We start from the raw sequence: 17564 nt of genomic DNA, 5'->3' as shown, positions 1-17564 counted from the left end.
GCCGGCCGACATGATGCAGCAAGTCGGTGCAAATGCAGAAGCGTTTGGCGTATCGCGGGTATTGGAGGGACGGTTTAGCACTGGGACTGCCGGTTGGAACGGGCGCGTCGATCGCTCCGTCGGACGCAAGCCTGGCATGGCGTTGCCGCCGTGGCGCCGGCCCGCTCAGGCTTGCTTCATCGGAACATGCAGGAAGAAAGAGGACCGCGTCAGGATGCGTTGCCGTGCACCGGGAAAGTTTGTGTAAGCGCCGCGGCAACCCGCGCCAGCACATCGCTCCAGTCGCCACGCCGCGTCTGGGTGAAAAGACGCAATCCGGGATACCACGGGCTGTCGTCTTGGCCATACAGCCAGCGCCAACATCCGGCGAAACGGTTGAGCAGCCAGACTGGCTTGCCCATCGCCGCGGCAAGATGCGCTACCGAGGTATCGACGGAAATCACCAGATCGAGGTTGTCGATCAATGCCGCGGTATCCGCGAAGTCGCTGATTTCGTCTGTCCAGTCCGTAAGGAGCGAACGGATGGCTGTGTCGGGAAGTTTGGCGGGATCGTCGGTTTTTTGCAGACTGATCCAGCGCACGTGAGGTAGGGCGAGCAGCGGCGCGAATTGCGCGGCGGCAAGGCTGCGCAGAGCATCCAGGTGGAAGCCGGAATGACCACCGGCCCAGACCACGCCGACGCGCGGCAAACGGGGATCGGGCAGCGCGTCGAGTCGCCCGCGCCAGGCGGCGGCGAGCCCGCCATCGGCGTGAAGGTAAGGAAGCGCGGCTGGCACTGTGGTCACTCGCGTCGCGAACGCCAACGGCATGGACATCAGCGGGACATATTGGTCCCAACTGGACAGATCGGTTGGGACCGCGTCGAGCAACACGAGGCCCGGCCAGCGTGAGCACAGCGATTGCGCGTAAAGGCGGTGCAAGGGTGGCGGACACAGATACCCGACCTGACGAAAGCGCTTCAGCGCCAATGGCAGATAGCGCACGAACTGCAAGCTGTCACCGAGGCCTTGCTCATGAAGGACCAGCAGACGCCCCTCCGGCGCGCGCGCTGTCTGCGTATCGTGACTGTTGGGGGCGCTTTCACCCATCCAGCGCGGCAGCGGCACTTCCAAAGGAACGCGCATAGGAGTGCCGTCGGCTAGCTTGAAGCCGAACCAGCGGTCCTCGAAATACGGCCACGCTTCTTCGTAACGGCCAGTCGCTAGCAGCGCCATGGCCAGGTTGTTGCGCGCGACGAGGTTGGCGGGCGCCCGTTCGATGGCGCGCCGGTAATGATGCTCGGCTTCTTCCAATGCGCCGAGGTCCGCGTACACGCGGCCCAGATTGTTATGCGCCGCCGAGTGGTCCGGTTCGAGTTCGAGCGTTCGCCGATAGCTGACCGCGGCACCCTCGAGGTTGCCAAGATGCTGCAGGGTCAACGCGAGGTTGTAGTGGAACGCGACAAAATCGGGCTGAAGCGCCAGCCCCTGCCGGATACTCTGCACGGCGCCGGCGATGTCTCCCAGCTTCAGGCGAATGGCGTAGAGCGTGTTGTACAGAATCGGCTCCGGCCGGATCCGGATCGCGCGTTCGAGCCAGCGCAGCGCGTCTTGCGCATGTCCGGACGCAAGCGCGAGCAGGCCTCGCAAGTGGATGGCGCCGACATGTTCCGCGTCCTCGGCGAGGATTCGATCGACGAGTGCCTTCACCACGTCATGGTGACCGGCCTGATAGGCCTGCACGGCCTCGTCGTGAAGACTTGAATGATCGGCAGCTTGGGAGGAAGGGGAATCGGACATGGTTGGCGAATGCGTATCCATTACGCAGCCGATCCGGTTGCCGTGAGCGCGCAGTCGAAACGGCAGCGAGGCTTGAGGAGGAGACGGTTCGCGTGGCGCGTGGATTACGCCCGACCGCTCGATTTATAAAGAGCGCAGATTATCTTTGCCGAGGTGCGAGGAGTCTCTAGGATCACTCCGAAACACGGCCTGCTGTCCGTCGACGCAAAGCAAAGCGGCCCAAGCATTGCGCTTGAACCGCTTCGTGCCTGGCAGGCGCTGGCCGCAAACGCATTCCCGCAAATCAGTCGTATCCGCCCACCGTCAGCAGTTTCATCACGGCCCGGTAGGTCGTGTAGGCGAGCCAGTTGAGTGCGCGCTCACCGGCCGGGCGGGCGTCGTAGCGCGCTTCGTCGATACGCCGCGAGTCCTTGAAGGCGACGAGGATCGCGTCGCGCAGCGCGTCGATCGACGGGTCGTTCACCAGCACCACATTGGCTTCGTTGTTGAGCATCAGGCTCAGCGCGTCGAGGTTCGACGAGCCGACCGTCGCCCAGTTCGAATCCACCACCGCGACCTTACCGTGCAGCAACGTTTTCTCGTACTCGGCGATCTGCACGCCGGCCCTGAGCAGCGCGCGATACAGGAACGGCACCGCGTAATCGAGCGCCTTGAATTCCTTCCGCCCGATAATGAGCTTCACCACCACGCCGCGCCGCGCCGCGAACACCAGCGCGCGCCGCAGCTTGCGCCCCGGCATGAAATACGGATTGGCGAGCAGGACTTCGTTGCGCGCCTGGCCGATCGCCGCCAGATACGCTTTCTCGATAGCGCGCCGGTTGATCAGGTTGTCGCGCGCGACGAACGCCACGCAGGGCTGACCGCCCGCCCACAATTCTTCGTTACGACGCCGGCGCCTGCGCCGCAGACTGCCGAGCGAGGCCGTGGTGTTCGGCCCGAGATCCGGCTCCATGGACTCGATCGGCCGATGCCCGAGTCGAATCCGCCGCCACTGCACTTCGAACGCCTGGCGAACATCGGCGACCACCGGCCCATGCAATTCGACCGCGAAGTCCCACCGTCGGTATGGCAGCTTCTCGCCGTTGTTCTCGTAATCGTCGACGATGTTGATCCCGCCGCAGTACGCGAACTGATCGTCGATCACCGCGAGTTTGCGGTGCGTGCGCGAAAAGCCGAAGCGGCCGAACAGATGCGGGTTGTAGATGCGATGATCGATGCCGGCGACGGGCCACTCGTTGAACAGCGGCAAACGCGCGGTGCCGATGCCGTCGGTGATCGCACGCACCTTCACGCCGCGCGCGGCGGCGCGCAAGAGCGCCGCGCTGACCGCCTGCCCGGCGTTGTCGTAGCAGAAGATATACGTTTCGAGCACCACGTCGCTCTGCGCGGCATCGACACGCGCGATCAGCGCGCTGAAGAATTCATCGCCGGAACGCAGCAGCTTGACGTCGTTGCCGCTGGTGAAGCGGTAACGCTGCCAATAGCGGCGGCCGAGCAACGATTGCCGCAGTCGGGCGAAGCGGCGCGCGCCGCCGACGCTCACCGGCCACGCTCCGTGGGATGCCCAACGACAGCACGCCCACTGAGCCGCTTAGGCAACTGCAGGATCGCATCGGCATTCGACGACGAAAAGCAGCGCGACGCCGCCTCTTCATACGGCAGCCACAGAAACGCGGTGTGCTCGCGCGGCGCCAGCGTGACCTCGAGTTGCTCGGGCACCTGCAGGCTGAACCAGTGCTCGGTGTTGTGGATCACGCCTTCTGCATAGCGATAGCGGAACTCCGGGTAGATCTCGTATTCGATCGAATATTGCCAGTCGAACAACGCGCTGTGCGGCACTTGCGCACCGCCCACTACAATGCCGGTCTCTTCGGCGACTTCGCGCGTGGCCGTCTCGGCGAGCGGCTCATCGAGCCGGTCTTTGGAGCCCGTGACCGATTGCCAGAACCCGGCGTGATCGGCGCGCTCGATCAGCAGCACGTCGAGCGCGGGCGTATGGATGATGACGAGTACGGATTGCGGAATCTTCGGCGGTTTCGGCATGGCGTGAAAACGGGGCGCAACGCTTGCGCGGTACATGTCGGCGAGTGGTCCGGGGAGCGGTCCAAGCAGTTGCATCGACTGTAACGCAAAAAACGAAAAAGGCGCATGACGCGCCTTTTCCGGTTGCTCCCGCTGTCGTTTTTCAGACAGCACTGACTGGCTTTAGCCTATTTACACCTTCGGTTCCGGCTGACGCAGGCGGATGTGCAACTCACGCAACTGACGCTCGTCCACTTCGCTCGGCGCCTGCGTGAGCAGACACTGCGCGCGCTGCGTTTTCGGGAACGCGATCACGTCGCGGATCGAATCGGCGCCGGCCATCATCGTGACGATGCGGTCCAGACCGAACGCGATACCGCCGTGCGGCGGCGCGCCGTATTGCAGCGCGTCGAGCAGGAAGCCGAACTTGGCTTGCGCTTCTTCCGCGTTGATCTTCAGCGCGCGGAACACCTTGCTCTGCACTTCTTCACGATGGATACGCACCGAGCCGCCGCCGATTTCCCAGCCGTTCAGCACCATGTCGTAGGCCTTCGCGAGGCAGCGCGCCGGATCCGTTTCCAGATACTCGAGGTGCTCGTCCTTCGGGCTCGTGAACGGGTGATGCGCGGCGACGTAGCGGTTGTCTTCCTCGTCGTATTCGAACATCGGGAAGTCGACCACCCACAGCGGCTTCCAGCCGGTCTCGACAAGACCATTGGCCTTGCCGAATTCCGAATGACCGATCTTCAGACGCAGTGCGCCGAGGCTGTCGTTCACCACCTTCGCGCGATCCGCGGCGAAGAAGATGATGTCGCCGTCTTGCGCGCCGGTGCGCTCGATGATCGCCTTGACCGCTTCGTCGTGCAGGTTCTTGACGATCGGGCTTTGCAGACCGTCACGGCCCTTCGCGACTTCGTTGACCTTGATCCACGCGAGGCCCTTCGCGCCGTAGATGCGCACGAATTCCGTGTAGCTGTCGATGTCGCCACGCGAAAGCTCGCCGCCCTTCGGCACGCGAATGGCCGCGACACGGCCGTCTTTCGTGTTCGCCGGCGTGCTGAACACCTTGAAATCGACGTCGCGAACCGCATCCGTGAGGTCCGTGAATTCGAGCTTCACGCGCAGGTCCGGCTTGTCCGAACCGAAGCGGCGCATGGCTTCCGAATACAGCATGACCGGGAACTTCGCGTCCAGCGTGACGCCGATCGTTTCCTTGAACACATGACGGATCATGTCTTCGAACAGATCGCGAATTTCCTGTTCCGACAGGAACGAGGTTTCGCAGTCGATCTGCGTGAATTCCGGCTGACGGTCGGCGCGCAGGTCTTCGTCGCGGAAGCACTTGACGATCTGGTAGTAGCGATCGAAGTTCGCCACCATCAGCAGTTGCTTGAACAGTTGCGGCGATTGCGGCAGCGCGAAGAACTGGCCCGGGTTCGTACGCGACGGCACGAGGTAGTCACGCGCGCCTTCCGGCGTGCTCTTGGTCAGCATCGGCGTTTCGATGTCGATAAAGCCGAGCGAGTCGAGGTACTTGCGCGCTTCGATCGCGACGCGGTAACGCAGACGCAGGTTGTGCTGCATCTGCGGACGGCGCAGGTCCAGCACGCGGTGCGTGAGACGCGTGGTTTCCGACAGGTTGTCGTCGTCGAGCTGGAACGGCGGCGTGATCGACGGGTTGAGCACGATCAGCTCGTGGCACAGCACTTCGATCTTGCCGCTCTTGAGCGCGGCGTTGGTGGTGCCTTCCGGACGGGCACGAACCACGCCCTTGATCTGCAGGCAGAACTCGTTGCGCACGCCTTCGGCCGCCTTGAACATCTCCGCGCGGTCCGGGTCGCAAACGACCTGGACGAGGCCTTCGCGATCGCGCAGGTCGATGAAGATGACGCCGCCATGGTCGCGGCGGCGGCTCACCCAGCCGCACAGCGAGACGGATTGGCCCAGCAGTTCTTCGGTCACCAGACCGCAGTATTCAGATCTCATCGACATGATGTTTGTCTTTCGTTTTGCATTGGTTGAACGGCGCGCCGCAGCGAAACACGGCAGCGCGCCGGCATTACAGCGGAGGCTCGACTGTCGTGCGGCGCACCGGCGCCGGCGGCGCGGACGGCGCCACGACGCCCATCGAGACGATGTACTTGAGCGCGGCGTCGACCGTCATGTCGAGTTCGATCACTTCGCTCTTGGGCACCATCAGGAAGAAGCCGGAGGTTGGATTCGGCGTAGTCGGCACATACACGCTGACGTGATCTTCTTTCAGGTGATTGATGACGTCGCCGCCCGGAATGCCGGTCAGAAACGCAATCGTATAGGAGCCGCGGCGCGGGTACTCGATCAGAAGCGCCTTGCGGAACGCGTTGCCGCTGCTCGACAGCAGGGTATCGGACACCTGCTTGACGCTGGTGTAGATCGGGCCGACCACCGGAATGTGAGCGACCACGACTTCCCACCACTTCACGAGCTTCTGCCCAATGAAGTTCTGCGTCAACAGTCCAACGACAAAGATGAAGGCGAGCGTGAGCACTGCACCGAGGCCGGGCAGGCGAAAGCCGAACAGGCGCTCCGGCTGCCACGCGCGCGGCAGCAGAAGCAGCGTCTGGTCCATCGTGCCGATGATCAGACCGAGCACCCACAGTGTGATGGCCAAAGGCACCAGCACCAGCAGGCCAGTCAGGAACACCGATTTGAGCGTCGTTTTTTTCGTCGTCATGTGTACCGCCAGAAAGCCGCGCGGGCCGAAGCCCAAGGCGCGGCGTGTGCGCCGCCCCGGAGGGCGGCAGTCCTGCTAGGCGCTGCCGGAACCGCTCGAACTCGCCGAAGCGACCGGTGCGGCAGCAGGCGCGGACGGCGTTGCAGCCGTGCTGCTGGCCGGCGCTGCGTCGGATTGCGCGGCGCCATTATTGGCGCCCGCGTTCTCGCCGGAGGCGCCATTTGAGGCGCCGTTGGCGTCGGGCTTGGCCGGCGCGCTCGCGCCGCCATTGCCGCCGCGAAAATCGGTCACGTACCAGCCGGAGCCCTTCAACTGGAAGCCGGCAGCCGTGACCTGCTTGCGAAACGTGTCTTTCCCGCACTCGGGACACTGCGTCAACTGCGGGTCGCTGATCTTCTGAAGCACGTCCTTCCCGAAGCCGCATGATTCGCAACGATAAGCGTAGATCGGCATGATCTTTTTCCCTACTGAAATCTAGTAAACGCTTGCAAAGCCTTGAATTATAGCCGCAAACGATATCCCTCCCCCGGATTTTGGGGACAAGCGCTCGACGCAGCCGCCGTTGCGTTAAGTGGGGGCGGCCGTAGTCGAATCAAGTGCGGCGGGCGTCGCCGTCAAGCGCCGCAGCCGCGCGGTCAGCCGCGGCGACGCCAGGTTAGCCAGCGCTCACGTCCCGCGAAGACGGCAATCGAATCGTGCACGGCTTCATCTTCGATCAGCTCGAAGTACGGTGTGAGGAGCGCGTCGAGTTCCACGCGCTCGATGCCAAACGGCGGCCCTTTCGGCGTCACACCGATGAAAAAGAAGCCCGCGAGCAACGCCCCGCCGCGCAGCAGGTCGGCCATCCGTCGTGCATAGTCCGTGCGGCGCGAAAGCGGCAGCGCGCAAAGGAACGCGCGCTCGTAGATCCAGGCCGGCGTGAAAGGCGGCTCATACGTGAAGAAATCCGCCTGCTCCACCAGTTTCGCGTGCTGCGCGCCCAACTGTTCATGCGCCGCCGCGACGGCAGCCGGTGAAAAGTCGATCGCCCGGACCGGATTGCCCTGCCCGGCCAACCAAACCGCTTCGTACGCGCTGCCGCAACCTGGAATCAGCACGGCGGCGCCACTGTGGCGAGCGGCGAACGACTGAAACGCGGACGGCACGCCCGCCTGGTCCCACGGCATGAAACGGCGCTCGAAACGCTCGTCCCAGAACTCCGGCGAGTTGGGGTCGCGGCTCTCGAAGTCGGGCGCAAAGGGTTGGGTCGGGTCGCTCATCGGTTACCTCGCAGGGATCGCAATCAACCGCCGTAAACGAGCACCAGAAAAGCCCGCGCCAGCACCGCGCCGACGCCGACCGCCACGCCGAACAGCAGCAATCCTTGCAACAGCCGGTTGGTGCGTTTCTGCTCGAGCAGAATCTGGCGAATCATGTCGTCGTTCGCGCCGCGCTTGTTGTCGTGGCGCTCGGCCAGCACGTGATGAATCAGGCGCGGCAACTGCGGCAGCGTCTTGCTCCACTGCGGCGCCTCGATCTTCAGGCGCTCATACCAGCCACGCACGCCGATCTGTTCGTTCATCCAGCGTTCGAGATAAGGCTTGGCCGTCTTCCACAGATCCAGTTCGGGATCGAGCGAACGGCCAAGGCCTTCCACGTTCAGCATGGTTTTTTGCAACAGCACCAGTTGCGGCTGGATCTCGACATTGAAGCGGCGCGAGGTGGAGAACAGGCGCATCAGAACCTGGCCGAGCGAAATATCTTTCAGCGCGCGGTCGAAGTACGGCTCGCACACCGCGCGGATCGCGCTCTCGAGTTCTTCCACGCGGGTAGTCGGCGGCACCCAGCCCGACTCCAGATGCAGCGTGGCGACGCGATGGTAGTCACGCTTGAAGAACGCGAGGAAGTTCTGCGCGAGATAGTTCTTATCGAAGTCCGACAGCGCGCCGATGATGCCGAAGTCGAGCGCGATATAGCGGCCGAAGTGCTTCGGATCGAGACTCACCTGAATGTTGCCCGGGTGCATATCGGCGTGGAAAAAGCCGTCGCGGAACACCTGGGTGAAGAAAATCTCGACGCCTTCGCGCGCCAGCTTCGGAATATCGACGCCGGCCGCGCGCAGCGTCTCCACCTGGCTGATCGGCACGCCGACCATGCGCTCCATGACCAGCACCGTGGGCGTGCAAAACTCCCAGTACATCTCCGGCACCAGCAGCAGATCGAGCCCGGCGAAGTTGCGCCGCAATTGGCTGCCGTTGGCCGCCTCGCGCATCAGGTCCAGTTCGTCATGCAGATATTTGTCGAATTCGGCGACCACCTCGCGTGGCTTCAGACGCTTGCCGTCGGCCCACAGGCGCTCGGCCCACACGGCGATGTCGCGCAGCAAGGCGAGGTCGGAATCGATCACCGGCAGCATGTTCGGGCGCAGCACCTTCACGGCGACGGCCTTGCCGGCATGCTGCCCGGCCTTGACCGTGGCGAAATGCACCTGCGCGATCGAGGCGCTCGCCACCGGCACCCGTTCGAAGTCGTCGAACAGCACGTCGACCGGCGCGCCGAGCGACTTCTCGACCAGACCGATCGCCACCGCCGAATCGAACGGCGGCACCTGATCCTGGAGTTTCGCCAGTTCGTTGGCGATATCCACCGGCAACAGATCCCGCCGCGTGGACAAAACCTGCCCGAACTTGACGAAGATCGGCCCGAGGCTTTCCAGCGCGAGCCGCAAACGCACGCCCGGCGGCGCATCGAACTTGCGGCCGATGGTGGTGATACGCAGCAGCAGACGCACGCGCCGGTCGTTGACGCGGCTGAGCATCATCTCATCGAGACCGAAGCGGATGACCGTGAAAAAAATCTTGAGGAAACGCAGAAAACGCATAGTTGTGCCCGGTGACTAGCGCGTGCCGCGCGACGTGGCGGCGCCGCCCGGCGCATCGGCGCCGCGGGCTTCGACCTTCTGTTCAAGACGCTCGAGGCGTTTTTCCACGCGCGCCAGTGCGTCGCGCGCGCGGGCCAGCTCGACGTTGAAGTCCTCGAGCGCGGCGCGGCGCACCAGTTGCGGATTCTCGTCGAGCAGATATTCAGCGGCGGTGTCGAGCAGATTGCGCCCGGTGCGCTGCACATGTTCGCCGACCGAGCGCACGACCGAGGCCACCCGCCACGCCGGGCCGTCGCCAATGAGCTTGGCCAGATCTTCTTCCGGCTCCCAGCGCAGATGTTCGGCGAGCTTGGCGATCACGGTGGCGAATTCGGCGTCGCCCTCGATCTTCACGTGCTTCATCACTGCCGCCTGGCCTCCTTGCACGAAAGCGGGCAGCGCGTCGGACGGCACCGAGATGGTCACGTCGAACTGTTGCGCCTCGGTGGCGGCGACCGCGCTCAGATAGCCGTCCGGTTGCACCAGCAGCATCAGCACGACCGGCGGACATGACAGTCTCGCGGTCTTGCCCGCGTAGGGGGCGAGGCGCTCACGAGCCCACGATTCGCGGGCGAGCAGATGATTGACAGCAGCAGCGAAGGGCTTGGCGGCGAGGGTCATTGAAGGTGGCAAGAAAAAACCCGCGCGAGCGAGGTGCCCGCGCGGGTTCCTATTGTAACGTCCGTTCGCTTCGCGGCCTGCTATGCCGAACGGCCAACGCGTGGCGCAAAGTCAAGACAAGCAGCCCTGCCTCGCGCGGTCGCGCAGTTGCTCAGTGCTGCGCCACCTGCTGGATGCCGGCGAGCAGCCAGCCTTCACCGGCACGGTTCGCCTTGGACAGGTTCCATACTTCGACGAACGGCTCCGCCGCCGCGCCCGGTGCTTCGCGGATCAGGCCCGAGAAGCGCACGCTGGCAAAGTATTCGTTCGCGCGCTCTTCAACGCCCAGCAGCTCGGCGTTCAGTTGCACCACGTCCGTCTGATTCGTCTCCGCACCGCGCGAAGACAGATCGACCTTCACCTCGGCGAACATTTCCGGCGTGGTGAATTCGCGGATGTCTTCCGTGTTGCCGACGTCCCATGCGGCTTGCAGGCGCACGAAATAGACCTTTGCGTTGCGCAGAAACGCCTCAGAGTCGAAGCCGGCCGGCACCGCGGGCACGGCGTTGACGCTCGACGTGCTCAGCGGATTGCCTTGCGGTTCGACGTACGAGCCGGTGGGCGGCGCGCTATAACGCGGTTCCTGCGAGTAGCCCGTGCCGCCCGAGTTCAGCGACGGCGAGCTGCCCGCGTACGCCGGCTGCGCCGTGTCGCGCTTGCGGCCCATGAAGCGGCGGATCAGCCAGATGCCGATCATCGCGATGATCGCAATCACGATGATATTGGCCATGGCGCCGGCGAACGCGCCGCCAAGGCCGAAGTGCGACAGCAACGCGGCGATGCCGAGACCGGCCGCCAGACCGGCGATCGGGCCGAGCCAGCGCGAACGGTTAGGCTGCGCGGCGGGCGTCGGCGCGGGCGCCGGTGCCGGCTGCGCACGCTGCTGCATGGCCTGATTGCCTTGGGAAGGTTGCGACGGCGCGGACTGCTGCGTCACGCTATTCGACTGACGGCCGATGCTACGGCCACCGCCCATGCGGCGAGCTTCCGCATCGAGCGAAGCGAGGGAGCCGGCCATGATCAGGCCGACCATCGCGATCAGTCCGATTCTTCTCACCAGCGACCGCCCAACCTTACGGGGAGATAACACACCTGAATCGGACATTTTGGTACTTTCCTTTAAAAATCGATGGGTTAGGGACCCTAGTATTTGGTCCCCACATGCAAAGCTACCACGCCAGCTGACAAATTGTAATATTTGACGCCATCCAGGCCCGCTTGTTCCATCATTGTTTTCAAAGTTTCCTGGTCCGGATGCATCCGGATCGATTCCGCGAGGTATTGGTAGCTCTCGGCATCTTTCGCAAAGCGTTCGCCCAACCACGGCAACACCTTAAAAGAATAGACGTCGTAGACCTTTTTGAGCGGATCCCATACCTTCGAAAATTCCAGCACCAGCAGGCGCCCTGCCGGTTTCAGCACGCGCCGCATTTCCGCCAGCGCGACATCCTTGTGCGTCATGTTGCGCAAGCCGAATGCCACGGTCACCACGTCGAAGTAATTGTCCGGAAAGGGAATCTTCTCGGCGTCGCAGAGCAGCGCCGGGGTGATTACCCCTTTGTCCAGAAGACGGTCGCGGCCCACGCGCAGCATCGATTCATTGATGTCGGTGTGCCAGACTTCGCCGGTTTCGCCTGCCTGCTTCGCGAACGCCTTCGACAGATCGCCCGTCCCGCCCGCGATGTCGAGCACCTTGTAGCCCGGCCGCACGTTGGCCTGGGCGATCGTGAACATCTTCCACGCCCGGTGCAACCCGCCCGACATCAGGTCGTTCATCAAGTCGTAGTTGGCGGCAACCGAGTGGAACACGCCCGCCACCTTCTGCGCCTTGTCCTGTTCGTCGACCGATTGAAAGCCGAAGTGGGTTTTGCTCATCGCGCTCGTCCTTTCGCGTATTCTGAAATGTTGCGCCGCATCAGCGCGGCGTTCGGGGCGAATCGTATCAGTGACAGTGCCCGTGCGCAGCGCCGGCTTGAATCATCGGCGTATCGCGGTCGACGCCGGCCGCCTGAAGTTTGGCGAGATAGTCGCGCCAGAGTTCATCCTGACGTACGGCCATGTCGTACAGGAGGTCCCACGAATAGATGCCGGTGGCGTGCCCGTCGGAGAAAGTGGGCTGCAGCGCGTAGTTGCCGACGCCTTCGATCATCGTGATCGTGACTTCGCGCTTGCCGGTCTGCAACGTTTCCTGGCCGGGCCCGTGGCCCATCACTTCCGCCGACGGTGAATACACGCGCAGCAGTTCGAACGGCAGGCGATACGATTCGCCGTTTGCGTACTGCAATTCGAGCACACGCGATTTGGAATGCACGACCACGCCGGTCGGCACTGGAGTATCGGGAGTCAGTCCACTCATGTTGACCTCATAGAGAACGCCGCCTCAATTCTTCTTGCCCTTCGTCGGCCTGGCGCGGTCGCGACAGGTTCGCGAGCGCTCAAGCTCAAGCCAACGCCTGTTCGATTTCCTGCCGCACCGCTTCGCGCAGCAAGGTAGCTTGCGCGCGGCGCGACGACAGCATGGCTTCGGACACCGTGCGCTGGCGCGGCGCCCAGATGGGCAGCGGAAAATGAGCGTCGTTCGAAAAACGCGGAATCACGTGCCAGTGCACGTGCGGCACCTGGTTGCCGAGGCTCGCCAGGTTGACCTTGGCCGGGACAAGGATGCGCCGTATCGCACGCTCGACCGCGTACACGGCCTTCATCACGCGATCGCGGTCGTTTCCGTCGAGATCGGAAAACTCGGCCACATGCTCGTTCCAGATGACCCGGCAAAAACCCGGGTAATCGTGTTCATCGGCGAGGACGACACGCAAGGTGTCGTCGTGCCACAGCACATCGCCGCCATCTTCACGGCAAAAAACGCAATCCATCGTCGTCCTCAGGCAAAAATCGTCAGTCGTGCCATTAAACCAGCACGCGCTCGATTCCGCCATTGTTCGCACGCTGCACGTAGTCGACCATCCAGTCTTCACCGAGCACGTGACGTGCCATCTCGACGACGATGTAATCCGCCTCGATGCCCGCATCTTCGTTGTAACGCGACAGACCTTGCAGGCAGGACGGGCAGCTCGTGAGGATCTTCACGTCGGTGGCGCCCTTCGGCTGCGGGCCGTCGCCGGCCTTGAGCACGGAGCCTTCCGGCGCACCCGCCGAGCCGGCCGATGCATTGGCCGGATTGATCCCGTTCGCGCCGGCTTCGGCGACGAGCGGAATGCCGCGCAGCTTCGCCGCGCCCTTACGGATTTCCTCTTCTTTGCGGAATCGGACCTGTGTCGAAATGTCAGGACGCGTGACCGCGAGTGTGCCGGATTCGCCACAGCAGCGATCGTTCTTCTCGATCTTGTAGCCGTCCTTCTCCGAGCCCATCAACTGATTGACGAGCTTGACCGGGTCCATCGTCTTGATCGGCGTGTGGCACGGGTCGTGGTACATGTAGCGCACGCCGTTCACGCCGTCGAGCTTCATGCCTTTCTCCAGCAGAAACTCGTGGATGTCGATGATCCGGCAGCCCGGGAAGATCTTCTCGAATTCGTAACCGGCAAGCTGGTCGTAGCACGTGCCGCACGACACCACCACCGTCTTGATGTCGAGGTAGTTCAGCGTGTTGGCGACGCGGTGGAACAGCACACGGTTATCCGTGACGATCTGCTCGGCCTTGTCGTACTGGCCCGAACCGCGTTGCGGATAGCCGCAGCACAGATAGCCCGGCGGCAGCACGGTTTGCACGCCCGCTTCCCACAGCATGGCCTGGGTGGCGAGGCCGACCTGCGAGAACAGCCGCTCGGAGCCGCAGCCCGGGAAGTAGAACACCGCTTCCGTGTCGGCGGTGGTCGTCTTCGGATTGCGGATGATCGGGACGATCTTGTTGTCCTCGATGTCGAGCAACGCGCGCGCGGTCTTCTTCGGCAGGTTGCCCGGCATCTTCTTGTTCATGAAGTGGATCACCTGCTGCGTGACCGGCGGCTTGCCGACCGTTGCCGGCGGGTGCGCCGTCTGCTTCTTCGCGAACTTCTTCAACACGTCGTTGCCGAGGCGCTGCGCCTTGTAGCCGATGCCCATCATCGCGGTGCGCGCGAGATTGATGGTCTGCGGGTTCGTCGCGTTGAGGAAGAACATGCCGGCCGCGTTGCCCGGATTGAACTTCTTCTTGCCCATCTTGCGCAGCAGGTTGCGCATGTTCATGGTCACGTCGCCGAAGTCGATCTTCACCGGACACGGCGTCACGCATTTGTGACAGACGGTGCAGTGATCCGCGACGTCGTTGAACTCGTCCCAGTGCTTGATCGACACGCCGCGACGTGTCTGCTCCTCGTACAGGAACGCCTCCACCAGCAGCGAGGTGGCGAGAATCTTGTTGCGCGGGCTGTACAGCAGGTTGGCGCGCGGCACGTGGGTCGCGCACACCGGTTTGCACTTGCCGCAGCGCAAGCAGTCCTTGATCGACTCGGAAATCGCGCCGATGTCGGACTGCTGCATGATCAGCGATTCATAGCCCATCAGGCCGAAGCTCGGCGTATAGGCGTTGCGCAGGTCAGCGCCTTCGAGCAGCTTGCCCGCATTGAAGCGGCCATGCGGATCGACGCGCTGCTTGTACTGGCGGAATTCGCTGATCTCGTCTTCAGTGAGGAATTCGAGCTTGGTGATGCCGATGCCGTGTTCGCCGGAAATCACGCCGTCGAGCGAACGCGCCAGCTTCATGATGCGCGCGACCGCCGTGTGGGCGTCCTGCAGCATCTCGTAGTTGTCGGAGTTGACCGGCAGGTTCGTGTGGACGTTGCCGTCGCCCGCGTGCATGTGCAGCGCGACGAATACGCGGCCGCGCAGCACCTGCTTGTGGATCGCCTCGGCTTCGTCGAGGATCGGCTTGAACTCGCCGCCGTTGAAGATCTGCCGCAGTTCAGCGCGGATTTCCTGCTTCCACGACACGCGGATCGTCCGGTCCTGCGTGACATGGAACACGTTCGCGTCGGGCTGCGCGTCCGCGCGGTCGGCGAACTTTTCCGCGAGTCCTTCGTAGCCGAGACCGACCAGATAGTGCTGTGCTTCACGCAGCGACAGGTCGAGTTTGTCGCGCAGGAATTCCCAGCGCGTGCGCACGCGTTTAAGCAGATCGAGCGCCTGCTGCACGCGGTCTTCGAGCAGTTCGGCGCTCGGAATTTCGTTGGCGTCGTCGCTCTTGCCGAGCGGCAGCTTGCCGGCCTTGAAGAACGCTTCGAGCGCGTCGACCAGTTGCAGCTTGTTCTTGATCGACAGCTCGATGTTGATGCGCTCGATGCCGTCCGTGTACTCGCCCATGCGGTCGAGCGGAATCACCACGTCTTCGTTGATCTTGAACGCGTTGGTGTGTTTCGCGATCGCGGCCGTACGGCTGCGGTCGAGCCAGAAGCGCTTGCGCGCCTCGGCGTTGACCGCGACGAAGCCTTCGCCGCTCTTGCCGTTGGCCATGCGCACGACTTCCGAGGTGGCCTGCGCGACTGCGTCCGCATCATTGCCGACGATGTCGCCGATCAGCACCATCTTCGGAAACGCGTTGCGCTTGCTCTTGGTCGCGTAGCCGACCGCGCGCAGATAGCGCTCGTCCAAGTGCTCCAGGCCGGCGAGAATCGCGCCGCCCTGCTTCGACGTCTCGAACAGATAATCCTTGATTTCGACGATGCTCGGAATCGCGTCGCGCGCCTGGCCGAAGAATTCGAGGCAGACGGTGCGCGTGTGCGCCGGCATCTTGTGCAGCACCCAACGCGCGGACGTGATCAGCCCGTCGCAGCCTTCCTTCTGCACGCCCGGCAAACCCGCGAGGAATTTATCCGTGACGTCCTTGCCGAGACCTTCCTTACGGAACACGCGACCCTTGATGTCGAGCGCCTCCGTGCGCAGCAGTTTCTCGCCCGGCGCGTAGTTGCCGTCGAACCATTTGAGCTCGAAACGCGCGACTTCGATGTCGTGAATCTTGCCCATGTTGTGCTCGAGGCGCGTGACTTCGAGCCAGTTCCCTTCCGGGTCGACCATGCGCCACCAGGCGAGATTGTCGAGCGCCGTGCCCCACAACACCGCCTTCTTGCCGCCCGCGTTCATCGCGACGTTGCCGCCCACGCAGGATGCATCCAGCGAAGTCGGATCGACGGCGAACACGAAGCCCGCCTGCTCGGCTGCCTCGGTCACACGGCGCGTGACCACGCCCGCACCCGAGAAAATCGTCGCGACTTTACGGTCGACGCCCGGCAATTCAGTCATTTCGACCGCGCCGAGCTGTTCGAGCTTTTCAGTGTTGATGACGGCCGAGAACGGCGTGAGCGGCACCGCGCCGCCCGTGTAGCCCGTGCCGCCTCCGCGCGGAATCACGGTCAGGCCGAGCTCGAAACACGCCTTGATCATGCCGGCGATCTCGGCTTCGGTATCCGGCGTGAGCACGACGAACGGGTATTCGACGCGCCAGTCGGTCGCATCGGTCACGTGCGAGACGCGGGACAGGCCGTCGAACTTGATGTTGTCCTTTTCCGTGACCTTGCCCAACACCTTGGTCGCACGCTTGCGCAGATCGTAGGTTTTCTGGAATTCGCTGGCGAATTGGTCGACGGCGCGGCGCGCGGCCTGCACGAGCGTTTCGACACGCGCGGCGCGGTCAACGCCCGCTTCATCGCCGTGTTCGGTCAGATCGGCGCGGCGGCGCTTCTCGATCTCGCTCAAACGGTGATGCAGCGCCTCGATCAGCATTGCGCGGCGCTTCGGGTTGTCAAGCAGGTCGTCTTGCAGGTACGGATTGCGGCGCACCACCCAGATGTCGCCGAGCACTTCATACAGCATCCGTGCCGAGCGGCCGGTGCGGCGTTCCGCACGTAGTTCGGCAAGCACGGCCCAGGCTTCGTCGCCGAGCAGGCGGATGACGATTTCGCGATCGGAAAACGACGTGTAGTTGTAGGGAATTTCGCGCAGACGCGCTTCGGGATCGGTGGCCACCGCGGCGGCGGCCCCGTGCGGATCGAAAACTTGAGGTGCGTTCATGTTCGGACGACTCGGTAGGTCAACCCGGCGCGCTCATCGATGAGGCGTCGGCTGACGGTGCGCGTGGCGCGCAATGCTGGAAATCTTCTTCTTGGGGAGCGAAGCACGACCGACGGCCAAACCCACACCGGTCGCTTCGCGGCGCTCAGATATAGCTACACGATCGTGCGTGACGGGCGTGACGCTCCGCCGCGGGGCAAGACTCACGCGGGGCGGGCATCAAGTGGGCGATCCGAGGCTGCCAGTGCATCTTCCGATCCTTATTCCAAAATGGAATTCTACCGCATGATCCCGCCACGCGTTGACGGCTGAAATCGGAACAACGGCGGGGGTTTGGGCACTTTCATGGCGAATCGTAAGGCGGCGCCCATGTATCCGATTGACCGACTGAACGGTCGGCCGGCGCTGTACGAGAGCCTGAGCGTACACCGTTGGCGCTATCATTGACCCTTTCCCGTCTCACCAAGCGCTCCGCGCCACCCGCATGGCTTCC

The 17564-nt window shown here is 63.4% G+C and carries 14 protein-coding genes; all 14 read right to left on the bottom strand.

Features of this window, described 5'->3' with window-relative positions; genetic code table 11:
• Positions 1 to 209 precede the first annotated feature (209 nt).
• On the bottom strand, positions 210 to 1778 hold the full coding sequence (locus PQR32_RS39135; RefSeq protein WP_408240327.1) for a tetratricopeptide repeat-containing glycosyltransferase family protein: 1569 nt from the start codon (positions 1776 to 1778) through the stop codon (positions 210 to 212).
• A gap of 283 nt (positions 1779 to 2061) precedes the next feature.
• Entirely contained in the window at positions 2062 to 3321 is a 1260-nt protein-coding gene (gene clsB / locus PQR32_RS39130; RefSeq protein WP_408240324.1) for a cardiolipin synthase ClsB, read from the bottom strand.
• Entirely contained in the window at positions 3318 to 3821 is a 504-nt protein-coding gene (gene nudB, locus PQR32_RS39125) for a dihydroneopterin triphosphate diphosphatase (RefSeq protein ID WP_408240363.1), read from the bottom strand. Before nudB ends, clsB begins: the two co-directional genes overlap by 4 nt.
• A 171-nt stretch (positions 3822 to 3992) precedes the next feature.
• The gene (gene aspS / locus PQR32_RS39120; RefSeq protein ID WP_408240321.1) at positions 3993 to 5792 is read right to left on the bottom strand and encodes an aspartate--tRNA ligase; all 1800 of its coding nucleotides are present in this window, start codon (positions 5790 to 5792) and stop codon (positions 3993 to 3995) included.
• 67 nt (positions 5793 to 5859) lie between these two features.
• Positions 5860 to 6513, bottom strand: a complete 654-nt coding sequence (locus PQR32_RS39115) for a DUF502 domain-containing protein (protein ID WP_012431717.1) — start codon at positions 6511 to 6513, stop codon at positions 5860 to 5862.
• 75 nt (positions 6514 to 6588) lie between these two features.
• Complete coding sequence (locus PQR32_RS39110; protein WP_408240318.1) at positions 6589 to 6966, bottom strand: FmdB family zinc ribbon protein; 378 nt, start codon at positions 6964 to 6966, stop codon at positions 6589 to 6591.
• Between the two features lie 182 nt (positions 6967 to 7148).
• Positions 7149 to 7772 carry a class I SAM-dependent methyltransferase gene (locus PQR32_RS39105; protein WP_408240315.1) on the bottom strand — a complete coding sequence of 208 codons (624 nt, stop codon included), beginning with the start codon at positions 7770 to 7772 and terminating at the stop codon, positions 7149 to 7151.
• 23 nt (positions 7773 to 7795) lie between these two features.
• Positions 7796 to 9373 carry a ubiquinone biosynthesis regulatory protein kinase UbiB gene (gene ubiB / locus PQR32_RS39100; protein ID WP_408240312.1) on the bottom strand — a complete coding sequence of 526 codons (1578 nt, stop codon included), beginning with the start codon at positions 9371 to 9373 and terminating at the stop codon, positions 7796 to 7798.
• Positions 9374 to 9388: 15 nt separating this feature from the next.
• On the bottom strand, positions 9389 to 10033 hold the full coding sequence (locus PQR32_RS39095) for a ubiquinone biosynthesis accessory factor UbiJ (RefSeq protein ID WP_408240309.1): 645 nt from the start codon (positions 10031 to 10033) through the stop codon (positions 9389 to 9391).
• Between the two features lie 151 nt (positions 10034 to 10184).
• A complete protein-coding gene (locus tag PQR32_RS39090; protein ID WP_408240306.1) occupies positions 10185 to 11177 on the bottom strand; it encodes a Tim44 domain-containing protein in 993 nt (330 codons plus the stop codon).
• Positions 11178 to 11215: 38 nt separating this feature from the next.
• Complete coding sequence (gene ubiE / locus PQR32_RS39085) at positions 11216 to 11947, bottom strand: bifunctional demethylmenaquinone methyltransferase/2-methoxy-6-polyprenyl-1,4-benzoquinol methylase UbiE (RefSeq protein WP_064265554.1); 732 nt, start codon at positions 11945 to 11947, stop codon at positions 11216 to 11218.
• Between the two features lie 67 nt (positions 11948 to 12014).
• A complete protein-coding gene (locus tag PQR32_RS39080; RefSeq protein ID WP_408240303.1) occupies positions 12015 to 12428 on the bottom strand; it encodes a gamma-butyrobetaine hydroxylase family protein in 414 nt (137 codons plus the stop codon).
• Between the two features lie 85 nt (positions 12429 to 12513).
• Entirely contained in the window at positions 12514 to 12942 is a 429-nt protein-coding gene (locus tag PQR32_RS39075; protein ID WP_408240300.1) for an HIT family protein, read from the bottom strand.
• A gap of 34 nt (positions 12943 to 12976) precedes the next feature.
• Entirely contained in the window at positions 12977 to 17071 is a 4095-nt protein-coding gene (locus PQR32_RS39070) for a DUF3683 domain-containing protein (RefSeq protein ID WP_408240297.1), read from the bottom strand.
• Positions 17072 to 17564 lie beyond the last annotated feature (493 nt).

The sequence above is a fragment of the Paraburkholderia dipogonis genome (assembly GCF_046027395.1).
Taxonomy (GTDB): Bacteria; Pseudomonadota; Gammaproteobacteria; order Burkholderiales; family Burkholderiaceae; genus Paraburkholderia; species Paraburkholderia dipogonis_A.
Note: the sequence above shows the minus strand (reverse complement) of the source record. Positions and strands in the feature narration are given on the sequence as shown.